Annotated in this window: 20 protein-coding genes; 17 read left to right on the top strand and 3 right to left on the bottom strand. The window is 63.7% G+C overall.

Annotation, left to right across the window (positions count from 1 at the left end; all coding sequences use genetic code 11):
- Nucleotides 1-3: 3 nt before the first annotated feature.
- Nucleotides 4-468 carry a hypothetical protein gene (locus tag ABFK29_RS07400; protein ID WP_157136416.1) on the bottom strand — a complete coding sequence of 155 codons (465 nt, stop codon included), beginning with the start codon at nt 466-468 and terminating at the stop codon, nt 4-6.
- Entirely contained in the window at nt 461-1,882 is a 1,422-nt protein-coding gene (tldD, locus tag ABFK29_RS07395) for a metalloprotease TldD (RefSeq protein WP_040604245.1), read from the bottom strand. The genes ABFK29_RS07400 and tldD overlap by 8 nt, the downstream gene beginning before the upstream one ends.
- Nucleotides 1,883-2,096: 214 nt before the next feature.
- On the opposite strand from tldD, the gene coxB reads away from it, so the two are divergent.
- The 11 genes from coxB (at nt 2,097) to ABFK29_RS07340 (ending at nt 12,116) form a co-directional block, all read left to right on the top strand.
- Nucleotides 2,097-2,972, top strand: a complete 876-nt coding sequence (gene coxB, locus ABFK29_RS07390; RefSeq protein WP_005856580.1) for a cytochrome c oxidase subunit II — start codon at nt 2,097-2,099, stop codon at nt 2,970-2,972.
- Between the two features lie 94 nt (nt 2,973-3,066).
- Nucleotides 3,067-4,026 (top strand): heme o synthase, encoded by a 960-nt coding sequence (gene cyoE, locus ABFK29_RS07385; RefSeq protein WP_005856578.1) that lies wholly within the window; start codon nt 3,067-3,069, stop codon nt 4,024-4,026.
- A complete protein-coding gene (locus ABFK29_RS07380) occupies nt 4,023-4,202 on the top strand; it encodes a hypothetical protein (RefSeq protein WP_005856576.1) in 180 nt (59 codons plus the stop codon). The genes cyoE and ABFK29_RS07380 overlap by 4 nt, the downstream gene beginning before the upstream one ends.
- Nucleotides 4,192-4,806: a cytochrome c oxidase assembly protein gene (locus tag ABFK29_RS07375; protein ID WP_005856574.1), complete on the top strand. Its 615-nt coding sequence runs from the start codon at nt 4,192-4,194 to the stop codon at nt 4,804-4,806. Before ABFK29_RS07380 ends, ABFK29_RS07375 begins: the two co-directional genes overlap by 11 nt.
- A gap of 19 nt (nt 4,807-4,825) precedes the next feature.
- Nucleotides 4,826-5,632 (top strand): cytochrome c oxidase subunit 3, encoded by an 807-nt coding sequence (locus tag ABFK29_RS07370; RefSeq protein ID WP_005856572.1) that lies wholly within the window; start codon nt 4,826-4,828, stop codon nt 5,630-5,632.
- 97 nt (nt 5,633-5,729) lie between these two features.
- Nucleotides 5,730-6,404 carry an SURF1 family protein gene (locus ABFK29_RS07365; protein WP_005856570.1) on the top strand — a complete coding sequence of 225 codons (675 nt, stop codon included), beginning with the start codon at nt 5,730-5,732 and terminating at the stop codon, nt 6,402-6,404.
- Nucleotide 6,405: 1 nt separating this feature from the next.
- On the top strand, nt 6,406-7,794 hold the full coding sequence (thrC, locus tag ABFK29_RS07360) for a threonine synthase (RefSeq protein WP_005856567.1): 1,389 nt from the start codon (nt 6,406-6,408) through the stop codon (nt 7,792-7,794).
- The gene (locus tag ABFK29_RS07355) at nt 7,791-9,053 is read left to right on the top strand and encodes a M16 family metallopeptidase (protein ID WP_005856566.1); all 1,263 of its coding nucleotides are present in this window, start codon (nt 7,791-7,793) and stop codon (nt 9,051-9,053) included. The genes thrC and ABFK29_RS07355 overlap by 4 nt, the downstream gene beginning before the upstream one ends.
- The gene (locus ABFK29_RS07350; RefSeq protein ID WP_005856564.1) at nt 9,053-9,637 is read left to right on the top strand and encodes a GNAT family N-acetyltransferase; all 585 of its coding nucleotides are present in this window, start codon (nt 9,053-9,055) and stop codon (nt 9,635-9,637) included. Before ABFK29_RS07355 ends, ABFK29_RS07350 begins: the two co-directional genes overlap by 1 nt.
- Before the next feature lie 181 nt (nt 9,638-9,818).
- On the top strand, nt 9,819-10,640 hold the full coding sequence (locus ABFK29_RS07345; RefSeq protein WP_005856562.1) for an MBL fold metallo-hydrolase: 822 nt from the start codon (nt 9,819-9,821) through the stop codon (nt 10,638-10,640).
- Between the two features lie 66 nt (nt 10,641-10,706).
- Nucleotides 10,707-12,116 carry an FAD-binding oxidoreductase gene (locus ABFK29_RS07340; protein WP_005856559.1) on the top strand — a complete coding sequence of 470 codons (1,410 nt, stop codon included), beginning with the start codon at nt 10,707-10,709 and terminating at the stop codon, nt 12,114-12,116.
- Here the strand turns inward: ABFK29_RS07340 and ABFK29_RS07335 are convergent.
- Complete coding sequence (locus ABFK29_RS07335) at nt 12,113-12,958, bottom strand: lytic transglycosylase domain-containing protein (RefSeq protein ID WP_005856557.1); 846 nt, start codon at nt 12,956-12,958, stop codon at nt 12,113-12,115. The two genes, ABFK29_RS07340 and ABFK29_RS07335, sit on opposite strands and share 4 nt — an antisense overlap.
- A 367-nt stretch (nt 12,959-13,325) precedes the next feature.
- Between ABFK29_RS07335 and ABFK29_RS07330 the strand changes: the two genes are divergently transcribed.
- The 6 genes from ABFK29_RS07330 to ABFK29_RS07305 all read left to right on the top strand — a co-directional run bounded on the left by ABFK29_RS07330 (nt 13,326) and on the right by ABFK29_RS07305 (nt 18,864).
- Entirely contained in the window at nt 13,326-13,523 is a 198-nt protein-coding gene (locus ABFK29_RS07330) for a Flp family type IVb pilin (RefSeq protein ID WP_005856555.1), read from the top strand.
- A 280-nt stretch (nt 13,524-13,803) separates the two neighbouring features.
- A complete protein-coding gene (locus ABFK29_RS07325; protein WP_005856554.1) occupies nt 13,804-13,992 on the top strand; it encodes a hypothetical protein in 189 nt (62 codons plus the stop codon).
- A gap of 136 nt (nt 13,993-14,128) precedes the next feature.
- Nucleotides 14,129-14,995 (top strand): Flp pilus assembly protein CpaB, encoded by an 867-nt coding sequence (gene cpaB / locus ABFK29_RS07320; RefSeq protein WP_005856552.1) that lies wholly within the window; start codon nt 14,129-14,131, stop codon nt 14,993-14,995.
- Nucleotides 14,996-15,206: 211 nt separating this feature from the next.
- On the top strand, nt 15,207-16,628 hold the full coding sequence (locus tag ABFK29_RS07315) for a type II and III secretion system protein family protein (RefSeq protein WP_005856550.1): 1,422 nt from the start codon (nt 15,207-15,209) through the stop codon (nt 16,626-16,628).
- Between the two features lie 8 nt (nt 16,629-16,636).
- Complete coding sequence (locus ABFK29_RS07310) at nt 16,637-17,320, top strand: OmpA family protein (protein ID WP_005856548.1); 684 nt, start codon at nt 16,637-16,639, stop codon at nt 17,318-17,320.
- A gap of 296 nt (nt 17,321-17,616) precedes the next feature.
- Complete coding sequence (locus ABFK29_RS07305) at nt 17,617-18,864, top strand: AAA family ATPase (protein ID WP_005856546.1); 1,248 nt, start codon at nt 17,617-17,619, stop codon at nt 18,862-18,864.
- The last annotated feature ends 8 nt before the right edge of the window (nt 18,865-18,872 follow it).

Below are 18,872 nucleotides of genomic sequence, written 5' to 3'. Positions count from 1 at the left end.
GTTTCACGCCGATGTGCCGCGGCGCGGCAGGGCCTGCGTATTGCGCCCGACAATCGCACGCAGCAGAGCGAGCTGCAGCACTGCCAGAAACGGACCCAGCCCCACGGTCAGCCCCGTGCCGACAACCGGTCTGAGCACCGCTCCGATGAAAAAGCCGCCAAGCATCGCCAAACCCCAGCCGCCGAGGCCGCGGATCAGGGCCGCGTGTAGGACGAAGGCCCCTGCGAGGTGTCCGATCCAGGTGAACGCGACCGAAAAGATCAGGACGTATCCGACGAGGATCATGGCCCCGGCCGCTGAGGTCGAGACTGCCTCCACCATGAACGCCAGCGTGACGACCGAGATGCCGGCGCCCAAGGTGGTGGCGAGCGTCGCCAGAATGGCCAAACCGTGCTGCCGCAGCGTCGGTCGGATGGCCAGGGCCTTCACGGGATGCCACCAGAGCGGATTGTGCTGCGCGTCAGGCACCCGCACCGCCGACCGTCAGGCCACCGATCATCACCGTGGGCTGCCCGACGCCGACCGGAACCCATTGACCCTGCTTGCCGCAATTGCCCATGCCCGGGTCCAGCGCCATGTCGTTGCCGAGCGCGCGGATCTGCTGAAGCGCGGAGGCGCCGTCGCCGATCAGGGTGGCCCCCTTCACCGGACGCCCGACCTTCCCGTCCTTCACGCGATAGGCCTCCGTGCAGGAAAAGACGAACTTGCCGTTGGTCACGTCGACCTGTCCGCCACCGAAGCCCACCGCCCAGATCCCGTCTTTCAGGTCGCGCACGATGTCCCGCGGATCGGCGTCGCCGCCCAGCATGTAGGTGTTGGTCATGCGGGGCATCGGGATATGCGCATAGCTCTCGCGGCGGCCGTTGCCGGTGGGCGTCACGCCCATCAGTCGCGCGTTCTGGCGGTCCTGCATGAAACCGACCAGCTTGCCGTCCTCGATCAGGACGTTCTTGCCCGAAGGGGTGCCTTCGTCGTCCACCGTGATCGACCCGCGCCGGTCCGGGATGGTGCCGTCGTCCAGCACGGTCACGCCCTTCGACGCGATCTGCTGGCCCATCAGGCCCGCGAAGACGGATGTGCCCTTGCGATTGGCGTCGCCTTCGAGCCCGTGCCCGATGGCCTCGTGCAGCAGGATGCCGGGCCAGCCGGGGCCGAGGACAATGTCCATGACACCCGCCGGCGCGGGCTCCGCCTCCAGGTTGACGAGCGCGATGCGCAGCGCCTCGCGCGCCTTCGATTGCCATTCGATGGGTTCCAGCAGGCCCTCAAGCGTGACCCGACCGCCACCGCCGGCAGTCCCGGCCTCCCGCCGCCCGTCCTGCTCGACGATCACCGAGACGTTCACGCGGGTCATCGGGCGCACGTCGGTCACGAGCCCCCCCTCGGGGCGGAGAATCGCGACCTCCTGCAATGAGGCGGCGATGCTGGCCGTCACCTGCACAACGCGACGGTCGAGACCACGGGCGAAGGCGTCGATCTCCTTCAGGGTGTCCACCTTCACCGGAAAGCTCGCCCCGGCAATCGGGTCGGCGTCGGTGTAAAGCGTGCGGTTCGTGCCCGCAGGCGGCGCGGCCATGACGCCGCCGCCATCACCCACCGCGAGCCGCGCCGTTTCGGCCGCACGTTTGAGAGAGGATTCGCTGATCTCCGTGGCATGGGCGTAACCGGCCACCTCGCCTTTCACCGCGCGCAGGCCGAATCCTTCGGAGGCGTCGTAGCTTGCCGTCTTGAGGCGCCCGTCATCCAGAACAAGCGATTCCGAGCGCCTCCGCTCAAGGAAAAGTTCGCCGTCCTCGGCGCCCGAAAGGGCCTCCTTTACCAGCGTCACGGTGCGATCGAGGTCCAGATGCGTCTTGAAAGGGCGGAAAAGTGCGTCGGACATATGGACCTCTGGATTGATCTGGATCAAGTAAAGCGGCGCTTTGCCGCAAGCTCAAAGCTTTCACGGGTGGAAAGAATATGGTTTCTAGACCGCCAGAACGCAACGGTATGCCGCGGAGGAGGACGGGCGCCAGCCTGCGCTTCCTTTTTGCATGTATATCAAGTCATTCCGGGTCGGCGGGCCCGTGCACAACTCGAATCGATCAGGGTGACATATGACCTTCAAGACGATGATGACGGGCCTTCTCAGCGCCTTTGTCGCCGCGCCGGCCTTGGCGCAGGACCTGCCCGTTGTGGGCCGCCCGCACCAGGGTGGCATGGGTTTCCAGCCGGCCTCCACGGAACTGGCGCGTGACCTGCAATGGCTCGACGGCATGATCCTTGTGATCATCACCGCGATCTGCCTGCTGGTCGTCGCCCTGCTTGCGTACATCGTGGTGCGCTACAACCAGAAGGCCAACAAGACGCCCGGCACCTTCACGCACAACTCTCCGCTGGAGATCGCGTGGACCATCGGGCCAATCGTGATCCTCGTGTTCATCGGCGCCTTCTCCCTTCCGGTGCTGTTCAAGCAGCAGGAAATCCCGGACGGCGACATCACCATTAAGGTCACCGGTTACCAGTGGTACTGGGGGTACGAGTACGTGGGTGAAGACCTGGCCTACGACAGCTACATGATCGGCTCTCCCGCGACGGGCGGCGACAATCGCTATTCCGACGACGTGCAGACCATGCTGACCGACGCGGGCTACACCAAGGACGAGTGGCTGCTGGCCACCGACACCGCCGTGGTCGTGCCGGTCGGCAAGACCATCGTGATGCAGGTCACCGGCGCCGACGTGATCCACTCCTGGACCATTCCGGCCTTCGGCGTGAAGCAGGACGCTGTCCCCGGCCGCCTGGCTGAGCTGTGGTTCACGCCGGAACGCGAAGGCGTCTACTTCGGCCAGTGTTCCGAACTCTGCGGAATTTCCCACGCGTACATGCCGATCACCGTGAAGGTTGTCAGCCAGGAAGCCTATGACGCATGGCTCGCCGCGTCCAAGGACGAAGGCTGGTACACAGACGTGCGCGCGGCACTGACCAACTGATCGCTTCCGGCGACCGAAAGATGATACGCAGGCCGGGACCTATCCCGGCCTGCGCCGCACCAAACCGACCTTGGCATTTCAGGCAGGAGCCGACATGAGCGACGCCAGCTTCGAGACACGCGCCCGGATGGGCACCGAGCTGCGGACCGACGCGCAGGAAGCGCAGTTCGGCGACTATTTCGCGCTGCTCAAGCCGCGTGTGATGACGCTTGTCGTTTTCACCGCCTTCGTCGGCCTGCTGGCCGCACCGGTGGCTATTCACCCGTTCCTCGGCTTCTGCGCGGTGCTGTTCATCGCCATCGGCGGCGGCGCATCCGGCGCATTGAACATGTGGTACGATTCGGACATCGACGCGCTAATGAAGCGCACGGCAAAGCGTCCGATCCCTTCGGGCAAGGTCACCCGCGACGAGGCGCTGGCCATCGGCCTGACGCTGTCAGTCTTTGCCGTCGTTTTCCTGGGCCTCGCGACCAATTGGCTGGCCGCGTCCCTGCTGGCCTTCACCATCTTCTTCTACGTCGTGATCTACACGATGTGGCTGAAACGCTCGACACCGCAGAACATCGTGATCGGCGGCGCCGCCGGGGCCTTCCCCCCGATGATCGGCTGGGCCGCCGCAACCGGCGAGATCTCGACCGCTTCCGTGCTGATGTTCTGCCTCACCTTCCTCTGGACGCCGCCCCACTTCTGGGCGCTCGCGCTTTTCGTCCGCATGGACTACGACAACGCCACCGTGCCGATGCTGACCGTGACACACGGGCGCAAGTCGACCCGGACCCACATCCTTGTCTACACTGTCCTGCTGGCCGCCTTTGCTATCGGGCTGGGCTTTACTCAGGTCGGCGGACCGGTCTACCTCGCGACGGCTCTCGTTCTGAACGCATTGTTCCTGAAGGGCGCCTGGACCATCTGGCGCCGCGACGAAGCCGCGTCGGAGGCCGACAACTTCAAGGCCGAGAAGGCGTTCTTCAAGCTGTCCCTGCTTTACCTCTTCGCTCATTTCGGCGCGATCCTCGTGGATGCAGGGCTGGACCGCTTTGGAGTGCTGTCATGAGCATCACGCGCGAACACGATCTTCACAAACGCCGCAAGTCCCGCAATATCGGCGTCGGGCTGGCGCTGGGGGCATTCATCGTGATTGTCTTCGGGATGACCGTCGTCAAGGTCGAACGGGGCGACTTCCAGATGCAACCGGCTGCGGCAACTCAGGGAGACGGCAATGGCAATTGATCCAAAGACCAAGACCCTTGTACAAACGCTCGGCGTCGTTTTCTTCATGGGTGCGATGGCCTGGGCCTCGGTGCCGTTCTATAACTGGTTCTGCCGTGTCACCGGTTTTGGCGGCACCACACAGGTGGCCGAGGCGTCGACCCGGCGCGACATCCTCGACCAGACCATCAAGATCAAGTTCGACGCCTCGAAGGACCGCGACATGCCGTGGGACTTCAAGCCCATGCAGACCGAGATGATCGTCCGCATCGGCGAAGAAGGGCTGGCGTTCTACGAAGCCTACAATCCGACCGATCATCCGATTGCGGGCCAGGCCACTTACAACGTGGCCCCCTACCAAGCGGGTGGGTTCTTCAACAAGATCGAGTGCTTCTGCTTCACCGAACAGGTGCTGATGCCCGGTGAGCGGGTTCAAATGCCCGTCAGCTTCTTCGTCGACCCGGAAATCGTGGACGACCGCGACGCGAAGTACACAAAGCACATCACACTGTCTTATACATTCTACGAGATCGACCTGCCGGAACAGACGCAGGCCGCGCTCGACACCACTGGCGATGCCCCCGGCATCGACGATCAAGACGATGCGAAAGCATCCGTGAACTAACGCCTAACGAGGGATTGCCATGGCGCATGCTAAGAACCACGACTATCACATTCTGAACCCCTCCATCTGGCCTTTCCTGGGTGCAGTGACCGGGTTCATCATGCTCTTCGGCGCGGTGCTGTGGATGAAGGACATCACGATTTGGATGTTCCTCATCGGCTTCGTCGGCGTCCTCTACACCATGTTCGGCTGGTGGAGCGAAACCGTGAAGGAGAACCAGGTCGGCGACCACACGCCGGTCGTCCTGATCGGCCTGCGTTACGGGTTCATCCTGTTCATCATGTCGGAGGTGATGTTCTTCTTCGCGTGGTTCTGGAGCTTCTTCAAGCACGCGATCTACCCCATCGACCCGAACGGCATGAGCCCGGCTGTCGATGGCGTCTGGCCGCCGGCGGGGATCGAGACGTTCGACCCCTGGCACCTGCCGCTGATCAACACGCTGATCCTCCTGTGTTCCGGCTGCGCAGCGACCTGGGCGCACCACGCGCTGGTCCATGGCAACCGTCGCGACGAGATCAAGCAGGGCCTGATCATCGCGGTCATCCTCGGTCTTCTGTTCACCGTTCTTCAGGCGTATGAATACAGCCACGCGGCGTTTGGCTTCTCGGGGAACATCTATGGCGCCAACTTCTTCATGGCGACCGGCTTCCATGGTGCGCACGTCATCATCGGCACGATCTTCCTGTTCATCTGCCTGATGCGCGTCTACCGCGGCCACTTCACCCCGGAGAACCACCTCGGCTTCGAAGCGGCGTCCTGGTACTGGCACTTCGTCGACGTGGTGTGGCTGTTCCTCTTCGCGGCAGTTTACATCTGGGGCGGCTGAGCCCCCGTCGATGGCCACAGGGCTTGCGCCCGACGCCTCACAAGGTAAACCAAGGCGCGCCCCACCGGGCGCGCCTTTTCCGTTTCCGGAGACGCATGTGACACGCTACCTCGCCCCCCTGCTGATCGGTATTGCCGGATGCGCGATCCTGCTGTGGCTGGGCACGTGGCAGATTCAGCGCCTGGACTGGAAGCAGGGCCTCCTCGCGGATATGGAGGCCACGATCTCCGGCCCCGCCCAACCCTTGCCCGTCATGGTCGACCCCTCGGCGCAGCGGTATCAACCCGTGGACCTGTCCGGCGAGATCGGCGACGAGTCGCTGCACGTGCTGGTCTCGGCCAAGCTGCGCGGGGCGGGATGGCGGGTCATCTCCCCCTTCACCACCGACGACGGGCGCCGGCTGCTTGTGGATCGCGGCTTCACCCCCATCGACCGTAAGGACGCCGCCCTTTACGCGGGGCCCGTCCGGCTGACCGGCAACCTGCACTGGCCCGACGACCGCAACTCCTCGACGCCCGACAACGACCCGGACAACGACACCTGGTTCGCCCGGGACATCGGCCCCATGTCCGAAGCGCTGGACACCGAGCCGCTCCTGGTCATCGCCCGAAGTGTCGACCCGGTCGACGAGGCCATAGATCCGCTGCCCGTGGACACCTCCGGCATTCCCAACGATCATCTGCAATACGCCATCACGTGGTTCTCGCTGGCCGCGGTTTGGCTCCTCATGACCGGCGTATGGCTGCGCCGTATCGCGAAAGGCACCGACTGACATGCGTTACATCTCTACCCGAGGCCAGGCCCCGGCCCTGTCATTCGAAGAGGCCATGCTGTCCGGCCTCGCCCGTGACGGCGGGCTCTATGTGCCCGAGACCATTCCCCAGATGTCCGCCGACGACATCAGGGCGCTGGAGGGCCTGAGCTACGAGGACATTGCCTTTCGCGTGGTGCGGCCCTTCGTCGGCGACGGCTTCACCGACGAAGTCTTTGCCGACCTGATCGCCAAGGCCTACGCCGGGTTCGGGCACAACGCGCGCGCGCCGCTGGTGCAACTGGCGCCGAACCATTTCCTGCTGGAACTGTTCCACGGGCCGACGCTGGCCTTCAAGGACTTCGCGATGCAGCTCATCGGCCAGCTCTTTCAGGAGGCGCTGGAGCGGCGAGGTGAGCGGGTGACCATCGTTGGCGCCACCTCCGGGGACACCGGCTCGGCCGCAATCGAGGCATTCAAGGGACTCGACAACGTCGACGTCTTTATCCTCTACCCGCACGGTCGCGTGTCCGAGGTACAGCGCCGCCAGATGACCACACCGCCAGAGGCAAACGTGCACGCCCTGGCGCTGGACGGACATTTCGACGACTGTCAGGCGCGGCTGAAGGACATGTTCAACCACTTCGAGTTCCGCGACACCGTCCGGCTCGCCGGCGTGAACTCGATCAACTGGGCGCGTGTCCTGGCACAGGTCGTCTACTACTTCTCGTCCGCCGTCAGCCTCGGTGCGCCGGACCGCACCGTCAGTTTCACCGTCCCCACCGGCAACTTCGGAGATATCTTCGCAGGCTACATCGCCAAGCGCATGGGCCTGCCCATCGACCGGCTGGTGGTGGCGACGAACCAGAACGATATTCTGCACCGCTGCCTGACGTCGGGCGACTACCAGACCTCCGAGGTTCATCCCTCGATCAGCCCGTCGATGGACATCCAAGTCAGCAGCAACTTCGAGCGCGCCCTTTTCGACGCTTACAACCGCGACGGCGGGGCCGTGGCGCAACTGATGGACGAGCTCAAGGCAGGCGGTTTCAATGTGAGCCAGGGCGCCCTGCAGGCCTTGCGCGAACACTTCGACTCCGGCCGTGTGTCAGAGGACGAAACACTGGACACCATCCGCCTTGCGCAGGCCACGATGGGCGAGTTGCTGTGCCCGCATTCCGCAGTGGGCGTCCGTGTGGCAGAGGCCCTGCGGGATCCGAAGACCCCGATGATCACGCTGGCCACCGCGCATCCGGCGAAGTTCCCGGATGCCGTCGAAAAGGCCACGGGTATTCGCCCCCCCCTTCCAAATCGCATGTCCGACCTGTATGAGCGTGCGGAACGGTTGACCCGCGTGGCCAACGATTTGTCCGCCCTCGAAAACCTTATTCAGGAGCGTATCACCAAGTGACCGTCCAGATTTCCACGCTCTCCAACGGGTTTCGCATCGTCACCGAGAAGATGCCCGGCCTTCAATCCGCCGCCCTCGGTCTTTGGGTGACAGCGGGTGGACGGCACGAACGCGTGGAACAGAACGGCATCGCGCATTTCCTCGAACATATGGCGTTCAAGGGCACGACGCGGCGCACCGCGCTGCAGATCGCCGAGTCCATCGAGGATGTCGGCGGCTACATCAACGCGTATACCTCGCGCGAGGTGACGGCCTACTACGCCCGCGTCCTGAAGGCCGATACCGCCCTGGCGGTCGATGTGCTCGCCGACATTCTGCGGAACCCGATCTTCGACGAGAAGGAGATCGACACGGAGCGGCATGTCATCCTGCAGGAAATCGGCCAGGCGCATGACACGCCGGACGACATCATCTTCGACTGGCTGCAGGAAAAAGCCTATCCCAACCAGCCCATCGGCCGCACTATCCTGGGCGAAGCGGAACGGGTCGAGGCGTTCTCCCGCGCCGATCTGCAGCAGTTCGTGCACGAGCATTACGGCCCCGGCCAGATGATCCTGTCCGCGGCTGGCGCGGTCGACCACGACGCGCTGGTCAAACAGGCCGAAGGCCTCTTCGGCGATCTGTTGCCCCGGCCGGGCCGCAACGCCGAAGGCGCGCTGTTTCATGGCGGCGAGATGCGGCGGGTCAAGGATCTTGAGCAGGCGCACATGGCGCTCGCCTTCGAGGCGCCGGGCTACAGGGACCCGGGGTTTTACACCGCGCAGATCTACGCCATTGCACTTGGCGGCGGCATGTCCTCCCGCCTGTTCCAGGAGATCCGGGAAAAGCGCGGCCTTTGCTACACCATCTTCGCCCAGTCGGGCGCCTATGCCGACACCGGCATGACGACGATCTACGCCGGCACCTCGGGCAGCGAGATGGGCGAATTGCTGGATCTGACCGTGGACGAGATGAAGCGCGCGGCGGACACCATGTCGGATGCCGAAATCGAACGCGCCCGTTCCCAGATGAAAGCCGGCCTGCTGATGGGGCTCGAAAGCCCCTCAAGCCGGGCCGAGCGCATGGCGCGCATGGTGCAGATCTGGGGAAAGGTGCCGCCGATAGAAGAGACAGTGGCCCGCATCGACGCCGTCACCCGCGAGGGCGTGCTCGCCTTCGCCGAGGCGCAGGTCGCGCAATCCGCCGCGGCACTGGCGCTTTACGGACCTGTCGACGGCGCGCCCTCCCTGGAAAAACTGCAGGCACGGCGGGCTGCGTGATGCTCTCTTTCCGGCGGAAGCTCCGGATCGAGACGGAACGTCTCACACTGCGCCCTCCCATGCATTCCGACTACACGCCCTGGCAGACGCTGCGTTCGGAAAGCCGGGGCTTCCTGGTACCTTGGGAGCCGACATGGGCCGCGGATCACCTGTCGCGCAAGGCCTTCACGAACCGCGTCTACTGGGCGTCGCGCTCGATCAGCGGCGGGACCGCGGTGCCGCTGTTCCTGATCCGACGCGAAGACGACGCGCTTGTGGGGGCGATCACGCTCGACAACATACGGCGCGGTCCGGCGCAGGCTGGCACGCTCGGCTACTGGACAGGCCAGCCCTACGCGCGCAACGGCTACATGGCAGAGGCCATCGCCGCCGTCACGCATCACGCCTTCGAACGACTGGGGCTCAGCCGCCTGGAAGCGGCCTGCCTGCCCGAAAACACGGCGTCGCGCGGGCTGCTAGAACGCTCCGGCTTCAAGTACGAGGGCGTCGCGCAAAGCTACCTGCAGATCAACGGTCGCTGGCGCACCCATGTCCTGTACGCCTGCCTGCGCAGCGACCGGCGCGGCAAGACGACCGTCGGCTAGTTCACCCGCAGTTCAACCCGTTGTGAACGCAAAGCCCCTCTGAGCGGGCTCGGCACGCTTTGGTGAAAACGCGTGTCGCGCTAGGCTGACCTGCGGGTCGGTGCCGTTCCTGCCTTTCTGGCGCCGGCCCCGTGTAGGTCGGAGTTCACTCCGACTCCCTTCCCGGAGCCAGGAGACGTCCATGATCCGCCTCGCCCTCGCCTTCCTAGCCGTTGCCGCCACATCCGCCACAGCGCAGGACCAGCGCCGCCCGTCGCATTGTATCGCCATCGCCGATGCGGCGCCGGGTCTCGAATACCTGCACAAGGCATCCTGGACGGACCCCGTCCCTGACTACTCCGTCCGTCTGCACTACATCTCTCACGCCAGTTTCCTGCTCCAGACACAGGGCGGGATGACGGCGGTCACCGATTTTACAGGCTTCATCGGCAACGTGCCCCTGATCCCGGACGTCGTGACGATGAACCACGCACACAGCACCCATTGGACAGCGAACCCCGATCCCGCCATCCCGCACGTCCTGCCCGGCTGGGGCGAGCCGTTCGGAACCGGCATCGACCACTATCTAGACCTCGGAGAGATGCTGGTTCGCAATGTCTCAACCAACATCCGGTCCGGCTATGGAGGGATGGAGGAAAAGGGCAACTCCATCTTCGTCTTCGAGGTCGAAGGCCTTTGCATCGGGCATCTCGGGCACCTGCACCACATTCCCACCGACGAACAGTTCGCCGCACTTGGGCGGCTCGACGTGGTCATGGTCGCGGTCGATGGCGGTATGACCCTGCCTCTGTCGCGCGTGGTGCCCATGCTGGAACGGCTGAAGTCTTCGGTCGTGATCCCGATGCACTGGTTCTCGGACTACGGGCTTGAAACCTTTCTTTCCCAGATCGGCGAAACCTTTGCCATCGACAGGCGCGACTCCCCGTCTATGGAAGTGAGCCTGCGGACCCTGCCCGCGCGCCCGACGGTGGTCGTTCTGCGGCCCCAATGGCTGCGCGAATGACACCCGCCCCTTGATTAACCCACCCGTATGAGGGACAGGAAATGGCGACGACGGAAGGAAAACACCATGCCCCTCGCCCCCGCCGATGACGCCCTTGCCGATACGCTGCGCCCCCTGCTGCCCGACGACACCTTGCGCCGGGCCGAGCCGCGCTACCTGGAGGAGCCGCGCGGCCGCTGGCAAGGGTCGTCGGCATGGGTTGCCCTGCCCCGCAGCACCGAAGACGTTGCCGCCATCGTCCGGCACTGCGCCGGAAAGCGCACCGGGATCGTGCCTTATGGTGGCGGCACGGGGCTTGTGGGCGGGCAGATCGCCCCGGAAGGTCAGCCGCTCTTGCTGTCGCTCGAACGGATGACCGCGATCCGCGCGACCTATCCCGAGGAAAACACGCTGGTTGCCGAAGCCGGCGCAATCCTGAGCGACATCCACGACACGGCAGAGGCGATGGACCGTCTGTTTCCGCTTTCGCTTGCGTCCAAGGGATCTGCGCGGCTCGGGGGGCTTCTGTCCACCAATGCCGGCGGGATCAATACACTGCGGTATGGCAACGCCCGGAACCTTGTCCTGGGGCTGGAGGCCGTTCTGCCCGACGGATCGGTCTGGCATGGGCTCAGGCGCTTGCGCAAGGACAACACCGGCTACGACCTGCGTCACCTGCTGATCGGCGCCGAGGGGACATTGGGCGTCATCACGGCAGCTTCGCTGGCCCTGTCGCCGCGTCCTGCGGCCACAGGCACGGCTTTTCTGGCGGTTAGCTCACCGCGCGCGGCGCTCGACCTGCTGGCCTTGGCACGCGACCAGCTGGGTGAGACCGTATCGGCCTTCGAACTGATCCACCGGCAGGGCCTGGACTTCCTCGCAGCAGAGCTGCCCGACATCCGCCGCCCATGGGAGACGCCCCCCGAATGGTGCGTGCTGATCGAGATCGGGCTGGGACGTGGCGCAGACCCGGTTGCCGCGCTGGAGACGCTCTTTGCCGAAGCGCTCGACCAGGGGCTTTCGGACGACGGTCTCATCGCATCGTCAGAGACCCAGGCGCAGCAGTTCTGGGACGTACGCGAACACATCCCTGAAGCAAACCGCCGGATCGGTTCGATTTCGAGCCACGACATCTCCCTGCCGCTCTCGGCGATCCCCGACTTCATCGTCGATGCGACGCAAGCGCTGAACGCTATCGGCTCGTTCCGCATCAACTGTTTTGGCCACCTGGGCGACGGTAACCTGCACTTCAATGTTTTCCCGCAGGACGGCCAGACCCGCGCGGACCACGCCCATCAAAGGGAGGCGATCAAGTCCTGCGTGCACGATCTGACACATGGGATGGGCGGCTCGGTCAGTGCGGAACACGGGATAGGGCGCCTTAAGACCGACGACATGACACGTTACACCGATCCGGCAAAGCTTGCAGCGATGCGGTCAATCAAGACGGCGCTCGATCCGGCAGGCATAATGAACCCCGGCGCCGTGCTGCCCTAGCGCGCCGCCACCTGGAAAACGCAGCCATCCGACGCCAGTTGCGGCGGTGTCAGGCACAGGCCACGGGCGACCTCGAAAGCCGCCAGCACCTTCGGGACGTAGTCGCGGGTCTCAGCGTAGTCCGGCACACCCTGATTTGCACCGATCGAGTTCTCTCCGGCGTTATAGCCCGCGAGGACAAGGATCGGGTCGCCCTCGAACTTTTCCATCAGGAAATCCAGGAAGCGGACGCCGCCCTTGATGTTCTGCACCGCGTCCAGCGAGTCCTCGACTCCGAAGCGTTTGGCCGTATCGGGCATGAGCTGCATGAGACCCTGCGCACCCGCGCTGCTTTTTGCATCGGGACGGCCACCCGACTCGACATAGATGACGGCCAGGGCGAGCGCCGGCGAAACGCGCGTTCCCACCGTCTCTCGCAACAGATCCTTGCCGTGACGTGCAGCGATGTCCTGAAGGGCCTGCAATCGTGGAGCGGCCACACGTGCGCCCCCCGGCCCCTTGCCCAGCGTGGCAAGCGCCGGTTCAAGACGACCGGGTCCGCTGTCGGTTTGCGCCGGAGACACTGTGTCCCAGAACCACGCATAACTGCCGGTACGCGGCACCGCATCGGGCGCCGATGCAGAGACAGACGCCTTTTCCTCGGACGGTCTGGGCAAGGGCAAAGGCGGCACGGCGGGGTTCGCCCGTGGGGCCACCTGAACCGTGATCCGTTTGGACGCTCCGGCCTTGGGGGGCGACACGCGCCGTGCAGAAAAATCGGAAAACGCCTGTTGCGCCATGCTGTCGGACGCAAAGGCGCATGTTGCAGCCACAAGGACCGCCGCGAAGAGTTTCTGTGTCATTTACTGCTCGTCCCCGGTTCTGTGCCGTTTTGGGGGGTATTGCAGTCAGTCTGGCACAGTCCGGTGAAAAAAACCACTTTTGTAAACGGATTGCGGCATTGTCTGCCGCAGTTGCCTGTCCGTTAGGATATATTTGCATTCATTCACAGGCAGCGCCCCATTACTTTTCCTTTTAAATTCAGACCTCTATCACGGTGTTTAAAAAAATATGAACGACCGTGAAATTAATGCAAAGCGGCCAAAATCTCGCCGCAAATCACGTGCTTTATAGGGTCATACCAACGAGGGACAGGGCAATGAGAGAGGCCCGCTACCGACCCCAAGCTGGTGAACGTGAGCAACACATTACACACTACGGAGAGAGACCATGATCAACTTCATCAAGAACTTCCGCAATGACGAATCCGGCGCCGTGACCGTTGACTGGGTCGTTCTGACCGCAGCCGTCGTGGGCCTGGCCATCGCCGCCTACACCCAGATCGAGACCAACGCCAACGCGCTGATCAACGCAGCAGCCGGCGAAGTCGCCGCAGAGCAGGCCCTGCTCGAAGCGAAGAAGCCTTAATCGCTTCTCGCGTCGGACCGCCCGGCACAGGGTGGTCCGCCCCGGCGCGGCAAATGCTTGCCGCGCCTTTTTCGATCCAGGCAGAAGCGCGCTTCACACCCGCTTTCGCCACCACATGACCACCGAACGATACCAAGGTATCCCGGAGCTTTCGGATGCGCGCAGAAGCATCTGTCGGCATGTGCGCCACATGAACGACTGCTGCTGCAGAACGCGGCCGCCCGACGAGACGGGAAAATCCGCGCAACGTGGATAAGGCTAAACGCGAGAGGCACTCCGGATGTTTACCAAGATATTCACCACATTCCTCACAGACGAAACTGGCGCGGTCACGATAGACTGGATCGTACTGACCGCGGCGATGGTCGGCCTGTGCCTGTTGGCCACAACCATCATGGACAGCACCACGATGGAGCTTAGCGAAGGGATCGGCCAGTTCATGCAGGACACCGCGCCCGAAGGTAAGTGATGCCCTACGTTCTGTCTCGGATCCCACGCATCCGCTTCGGCCACGAGATCGTCATGATTTCTGCCTGAGTTAACCTTTTTCCTCGGCTATCCCGGTGTCCAATGACCGGGCTGACGCCCATTACAGGAGAACCCACATGCGACTTGTATTCGGACTCGTCCTTCTCGCGGGCATCGGACTTGCCGGCTTTGCCGTCTACATGGCGCAGAACTACATCGGTGCTTACGAAACGGCGCTTGTCCAGGCACGGCAGCAGACACATGTTTCCGTGCCGACCAAACAGATCTACGTGTCCGCCAGACCCATCGCCTACGGCCAGGAAATCACGGAGGAGGACATCCGCCTCGCGCCGTGGCCGGAAGAGATCATGCCGGAAGGCATCTTCGACGAGGAAACCCCCCTCCTGACAGAGAACATGGAACCGCGAGTCGCCCTGCGCGCCATCGACGCGTTCGAGGCCATCGTGCCCAGCAAGGTGTCCCAGCCTGGCGGATCCGCCGGCCTGACCCATTATCTGAAGCCCGGAGAAAGCGCATTCGCGATCCGCGTGGACGTGGCTTCAGGTGTGTCCGGCTTCCTGCGTCCCGGCGACCGCGTGGATGTATACTGGACGGGTCGCGTGGACAGCCGCGATCCCAACATGCCGCGCGGTGAGGTGACAAAGATGATCCTGGCCGGCATCCGCCTGATCGCCATCGACCAGAACTCCGAAGCGGACACCAGCGGGACGTCCATCGCTCGGACCGTCACCGTCGCCGCCACCCGCGAACAGACGCTGGTCCTGACCCACGCACAATCGACCGGACAACTGACGCTTTCCCTGATTTCGCAGAACGAAGACGGAGAGGCGATCACCACCGAGGTCGACCAGATGTCAATGCTTGGACTGACGCGCGCCGAACCTGCCGCCGCCCCGGAGCCGGTCCAGCGTGAGCAGGTCTGCAGCACCCGGGTTCGCCGCGGCGCAGAGGTGGTCAACATCCCGATCCCCTGCACCAACTGATACAAGATAACATGTGACTCTGTAACCAAGGGGCCCGCAACTCGGGGCCCCTTGTCGTTTGGCCCACCGAAAACCTGTCTGTTGCCCCTTATCCACAGAAACTACGTGCTCAAAGCCCTTGATTCTTGATTAATTTCCCGAACTGAACCAAACTCATTGCAAATGCAGGCGACAAGACCTGCGGATGAGGCGTGATCGAAAGGCAGGTCACATGACATTTGACGGCTATCTGAAGGCGGCTCTCTGTGGGCTTGCCTTGGGCATTGCGACCATGTCGCCGCCGGCGCACGCGGATTCCATTCGCGTCGTTCGAACCGGTACGGAATCTGTCCTTTCTGTTCCCATGAACCGGGCCGTGGTGGTCGAGAGCGACACGCCATTCGCGGAATTGTCCATCGCCAACCCCTCCATCGCGGACATCTCGTCCTTGTCGGACCGCACGATCTACGTTCTCGGCAAGCAGCCGGGCACGACCACCTTGACGATCCTCGATCCGCAGGGGCAGCTCATCACCAATGTCGATGTCCGCGTCGCGGCGGATGTGACCGAGTTCAAGGAACGCTTGACGCAGATCCTGCCGGAAGAGAGGATCGAGGTCCGGACAGCCAACGACGGTATCGTCCTTTCCGGAACGGTGTCTTCGATTGCCCGCATGGAGCGCGCGCTGGACCTTGCGCAGCGCTACGCACCCGACCGCGTGTCGAACCTGATGGTGGTTGGCGGCATCCAGCAGGTCATGCTCAAAGTACGCTTCGCGGAAATGCGGCGTTCTGTCTCCAAAGCCCTGCGCGCCTCGCTCGCCACCGGCGGCTCGACCGGCGATCTGGGTGTCGAACTGGGGACGGGCAATGCCGGCACACTCGCCGAACGGGACTTGGTCGCCGACAAGCTGTTTCCCCGCCGACTGGGCACCGAGGGTGCAGTGCTCTTTGGCTTCAACGCCGGTGGGCTCGAAGTCGGGATCCTGCTTGAAGCCCTTGAATCCAAAGGTATGGTCCGGACACTCGCGGAACCGAACCTGACCGCCCTGTCCGGCCAGGAGGCCAGCTTCCTCGCTGGCGGCGAATACCCCGTGCCGACGGCGCAGGGCGACAACAGCGTGACCGTGGAATTCAAGCCGTTCGGTGTGGAACTGGCCTTCGTACCCCGCGTCATCGACGGCGACCTCATCAACCTCGAACTGGAAGCGGCCGTGTCCTCTGTCGACTCGGCCAACGGCATCACCTTTCAGGACGTGACCATCGCGGGGTTCGCACGCCGCGAGGCAAAGACAACGGTGGAACTGCGGGACGGCGAAAGTTTTGCCATCGCCGGGCTGCTGCAGGAAAACTTCGCCGACCTCAATGGCCAGGTACCTTGGATCGGCGATGTCCCCATCCTCGGCGCGCTGTTCCGGTCGACGGAATACCAGCGTGAACAGTCCGAACTGGTCATCATCGTCACCCCGCACCTCGTGACTCCGACCCGGGGCGAAGCGCTGGCCCTGCCCACCGACCGCGTGACCCTGCCCTCCGAACGCCAACTGTTCCTGAATGGCAAGATCGATGGCAACGGACGCAGGCCACGGTCTGGCGCTGCCGCCGAGGTCGCGAACCAGGACTTCAACGGCTCCTACGGCTACGTGATGGATTGAGAGAGACCATGGCCCAAAGACCCCTCCTCCGCCTCACCCTGACCGGGCTCGCCGCAGGGCTTCTGGCCGCCGGCTGTTCCAACGACACGCAATCCACGATGACACGCGGCTTCAACAACGAGGTTGGCGTCAAGGTCGATCCGGGCAACTTCGGCGACGCCACCATGAACAACCACCAGTACATGACCGGCGAAAAGCAGTACGTCTACGACCTGTCGCAACGGTTCGCCGCCGAGGTCATGACCACGGTCAACTTTGCGTTCAACTCCGCGCAGCTCGATCAGGGCGCGATCGACACGCTGCGCGAACAGGCGCGTTGGATCCGCCAGTTCCCCGAGGTCCGTTTCCGCGTCTACGGCCACGCCGACAAGGTCGGCAACCAGGCCTACAACAAGTCGCTCGGCCTGCGCCGCGCCAACGCGGTGGTCAATTATCTGGTGAGCCAGGGCATTTCCCGTTCACGCCTCGAAGCCGTGGTTTCCTTCGGCGAAACGCAGCCGCTGATCGTGACCGAAGGGCGCGAACGCCGCAACCGGCGCACAGTGACCGAGGTGTCGGGTTTCGTTGCCGGACACCCTCAGGTTCTGGAAGGCAAGTACGCCGAGATCATCTATCGCGAGTACGTCAACAGCGCCGCGCCGGAATCCAATCTCGATACACAGTCCGGGTCCGAGCTTCAGATCGGCAACTGACGCCAAGTCGGGACTGACATGCAACGCGCGCCGCGGTCCCCCGGGTCGCGGCGCGCGTTACATGTGTGGCGGGCCGGTCTGCGGTTTCCGACCGGGTTTTCCTGTGGCGCGAACAATCTTATGCCCGCCCTCAAACTTCGCACAAATTCGGAAATTTAGCCCCATTGTCGCCGCCTTTCGGAGTGATTCTGGAACGGAACCACCCGTGCGCCGACCCGACTCGGCGACCGCGTTCACCGGAGGGCGGGCAGAAGCCCGTCGATGTCCGGAACGCGCGAGAAAAGGACGAAAGAGGCATGACCAGTACACCGACCACGCAGGCAGATCCCGCGCCGATCCTTGCCTGCACGATCAGCCGGGACGTGCAGAACTTCGACCTGCTGATCGAGGACATGGAAACAGTTCTGGGGGAAGCCTGGGGCGATCTGGGTTTCGACGAAGCTCTGGCTTTCATGTCCCAGCCGGAGGCCGCATCACTGGAATTCGTGGCCATGGCCATCGACGCCATTGACGAAGGTGAAATCTCGCAATTGGCGGCGATCATCAAGGGGACGCGTTCACGCGGCATCAAGGTCATCCTGATTGCCGAAGACGTCACGCCCGCCTCCCTGCACCAGCTGCTGCGCAGCGGCGCCGACGAATTCATCCCCTACCCTTTGCCCGAGGGTGAGCTGGCCGAGGCGGTCGAAAGGTTGCGTGCACCGGAACCCGAACCCGCGCCACCACAGGAGGCCAGCGCACCTGCGAAGGTCAAGCTGTCTGGTGGCGGCGACGGCGTCCTGATTGCCGTTCAAGGCCTTTCCGGCGGGTGCGGCGCGACCACCTTGGCGGTGAACCTGGCTTACGAACTGACCGCCGTCGGCGGCGACAAACCACCCAAGGTCTGTCTGATCGATTTCGGACTGCAGTTCGGATCGGTTGCGACCTATCTGGACCTGCCGCGCCGCGAAGCCGTGTTCGAGACGTTGTCCGACATCGAGTCGATGGACGGCGAAAGCCTTGCGCAGGCGTTGGTTTCCTTTGAGGACAAGCTTCAGGTCTTTACGTCGCCCGCCGACATCCTTCCGCTCGACCTGATCGGTCCGAGCGATGTATCGAAGTTGCTGGATATCGCCCGCGACCACTTCGACTACGTGGTGGTCGACATGCCCGGCACGCTTGTCCAGTGGACGGAGACCGTCCTGACAGAGGCGCAGATCTACATCGCGCTGGTGGAACTGGACATGCGATCTGCCCAGAACACGCTGCGGCTGAAGCGGATGCTGCAGTCCGAGGATCTGCCGTTCGACAAGATCCGTTTCGCATTGAACCGTTCCCCGAAATTCACCGACCTGCAAGGCAAGAGCAGGGTCAAGCGCATGGCCGACAGCCTCGGTATTTCTCTGGATCTGCAGTTTCCCGACGGCGGGCGCGCCGTGATGCAGGCCTGCGACCACGGGCTGCCACTGGCCGCGCATGCCGCCAAGAACCCGCTCCGCAAGGAAATCGTGAAGCTGGCGCAACAACTCAACGCAATCGGTGCCGACGACGCCGAGGCTGCCTGATCGCGAAG

It is taken from the genome of Sagittula stellata E-37, from assembly GCF_039724765.1.
In the GTDB taxonomy this organism is placed as follows: Bacteria; Pseudomonadota; Alphaproteobacteria; order Rhodobacterales; family Rhodobacteraceae; genus Sagittula; species Sagittula stellata.
Note: the sequence above shows the minus strand (reverse complement) of the source record. Positions and strands in the feature narration are given on the sequence as shown.

Bases quoted from the DNA above. Each gene is read 5' to 3' on its own strand.
- ABFK29_RS07375 (WP_005856574.1), top strand. From the start codon at position 4,192: ATGGCAATTGATCCAAAGACCAAGACCCTTGTACAAACGCTCGGCGTC.
- ABFK29_RS07335 (WP_005856557.1), bottom strand. From the start codon at position 12,958: ATGACACAGAAACTCTTCGCGGCGGTCCTTGTGGCTGCAACATGCGCC.
- ABFK29_RS07340 (WP_005856559.1), top strand. From the start codon at position 10,707: ATGCCCCTCGCCCCCGCCGATGACGCCCTTGCCGATACGCTGCGCCCC.
- coxB (WP_005856580.1), top strand. From the start codon at position 2,097: ATGACCTTCAAGACGATGATGACGGGCCTTCTCAGCGCCTTTGTCGCC.
- ABFK29_RS07330 (WP_005856555.1), top strand. From the start codon at position 13,326: ATGATCAACTTCATCAAGAACTTCCGCAATGACGAATCCGGCGCCGTG.
- ABFK29_RS07305 (WP_005856546.1), top strand. From the start codon at position 17,617: ATGACCAGTACACCGACCACGCAGGCAGATCCCGCGCCGATCCTTGCC.
- ABFK29_RS07370 (WP_005856572.1), top strand. From the start codon at position 4,826: ATGGCGCATGCTAAGAACCACGACTATCACATTCTGAACCCCTCCATC.
- ABFK29_RS07350 (WP_005856564.1), top strand. From the start codon at position 9,053: ATGCTCTCTTTCCGGCGGAAGCTCCGGATCGAGACGGAACGTCTCACA.
- ABFK29_RS07315 (WP_005856550.1), top strand. From the start codon at position 15,207: ATGACATTTGACGGCTATCTGAAGGCGGCTCTCTGTGGGCTTGCCTTG.
- ABFK29_RS07380 (WP_005856576.1), top strand. From the start codon at position 4,023: ATGAGCATCACGCGCGAACACGATCTTCACAAACGCCGCAAGTCCCGC.
- thrC (WP_005856567.1), top strand. From the start codon at position 6,406: ATGCGTTACATCTCTACCCGAGGCCAGGCCCCGGCCCTGTCATTCGAA.
- ABFK29_RS07345 (WP_005856562.1), top strand. From the start codon at position 9,819: ATGATCCGCCTCGCCCTCGCCTTCCTAGCCGTTGCCGCCACATCCGCC.
- cpaB (WP_005856552.1), top strand. From the start codon at position 14,129: ATGCGACTTGTATTCGGACTCGTCCTTCTCGCGGGCATCGGACTTGCC.
- ABFK29_RS07310 (WP_005856548.1), top strand. From the start codon at position 16,637: ATGGCCCAAAGACCCCTCCTCCGCCTCACCCTGACCGGGCTCGCCGCA.
- cyoE (WP_005856578.1), top strand. From the start codon at position 3,067: ATGAGCGACGCCAGCTTCGAGACACGCGCCCGGATGGGCACCGAGCTG.
- tldD (WP_040604245.1), bottom strand. From the start codon at position 1,882: ATGTCCGACGCACTTTTCCGCCCTTTCAAGACGCATCTGGACCTCGAT.
- ABFK29_RS07325 (WP_005856554.1), top strand. From the start codon at position 13,804: ATGTTTACCAAGATATTCACCACATTCCTCACAGACGAAACTGGCGCG.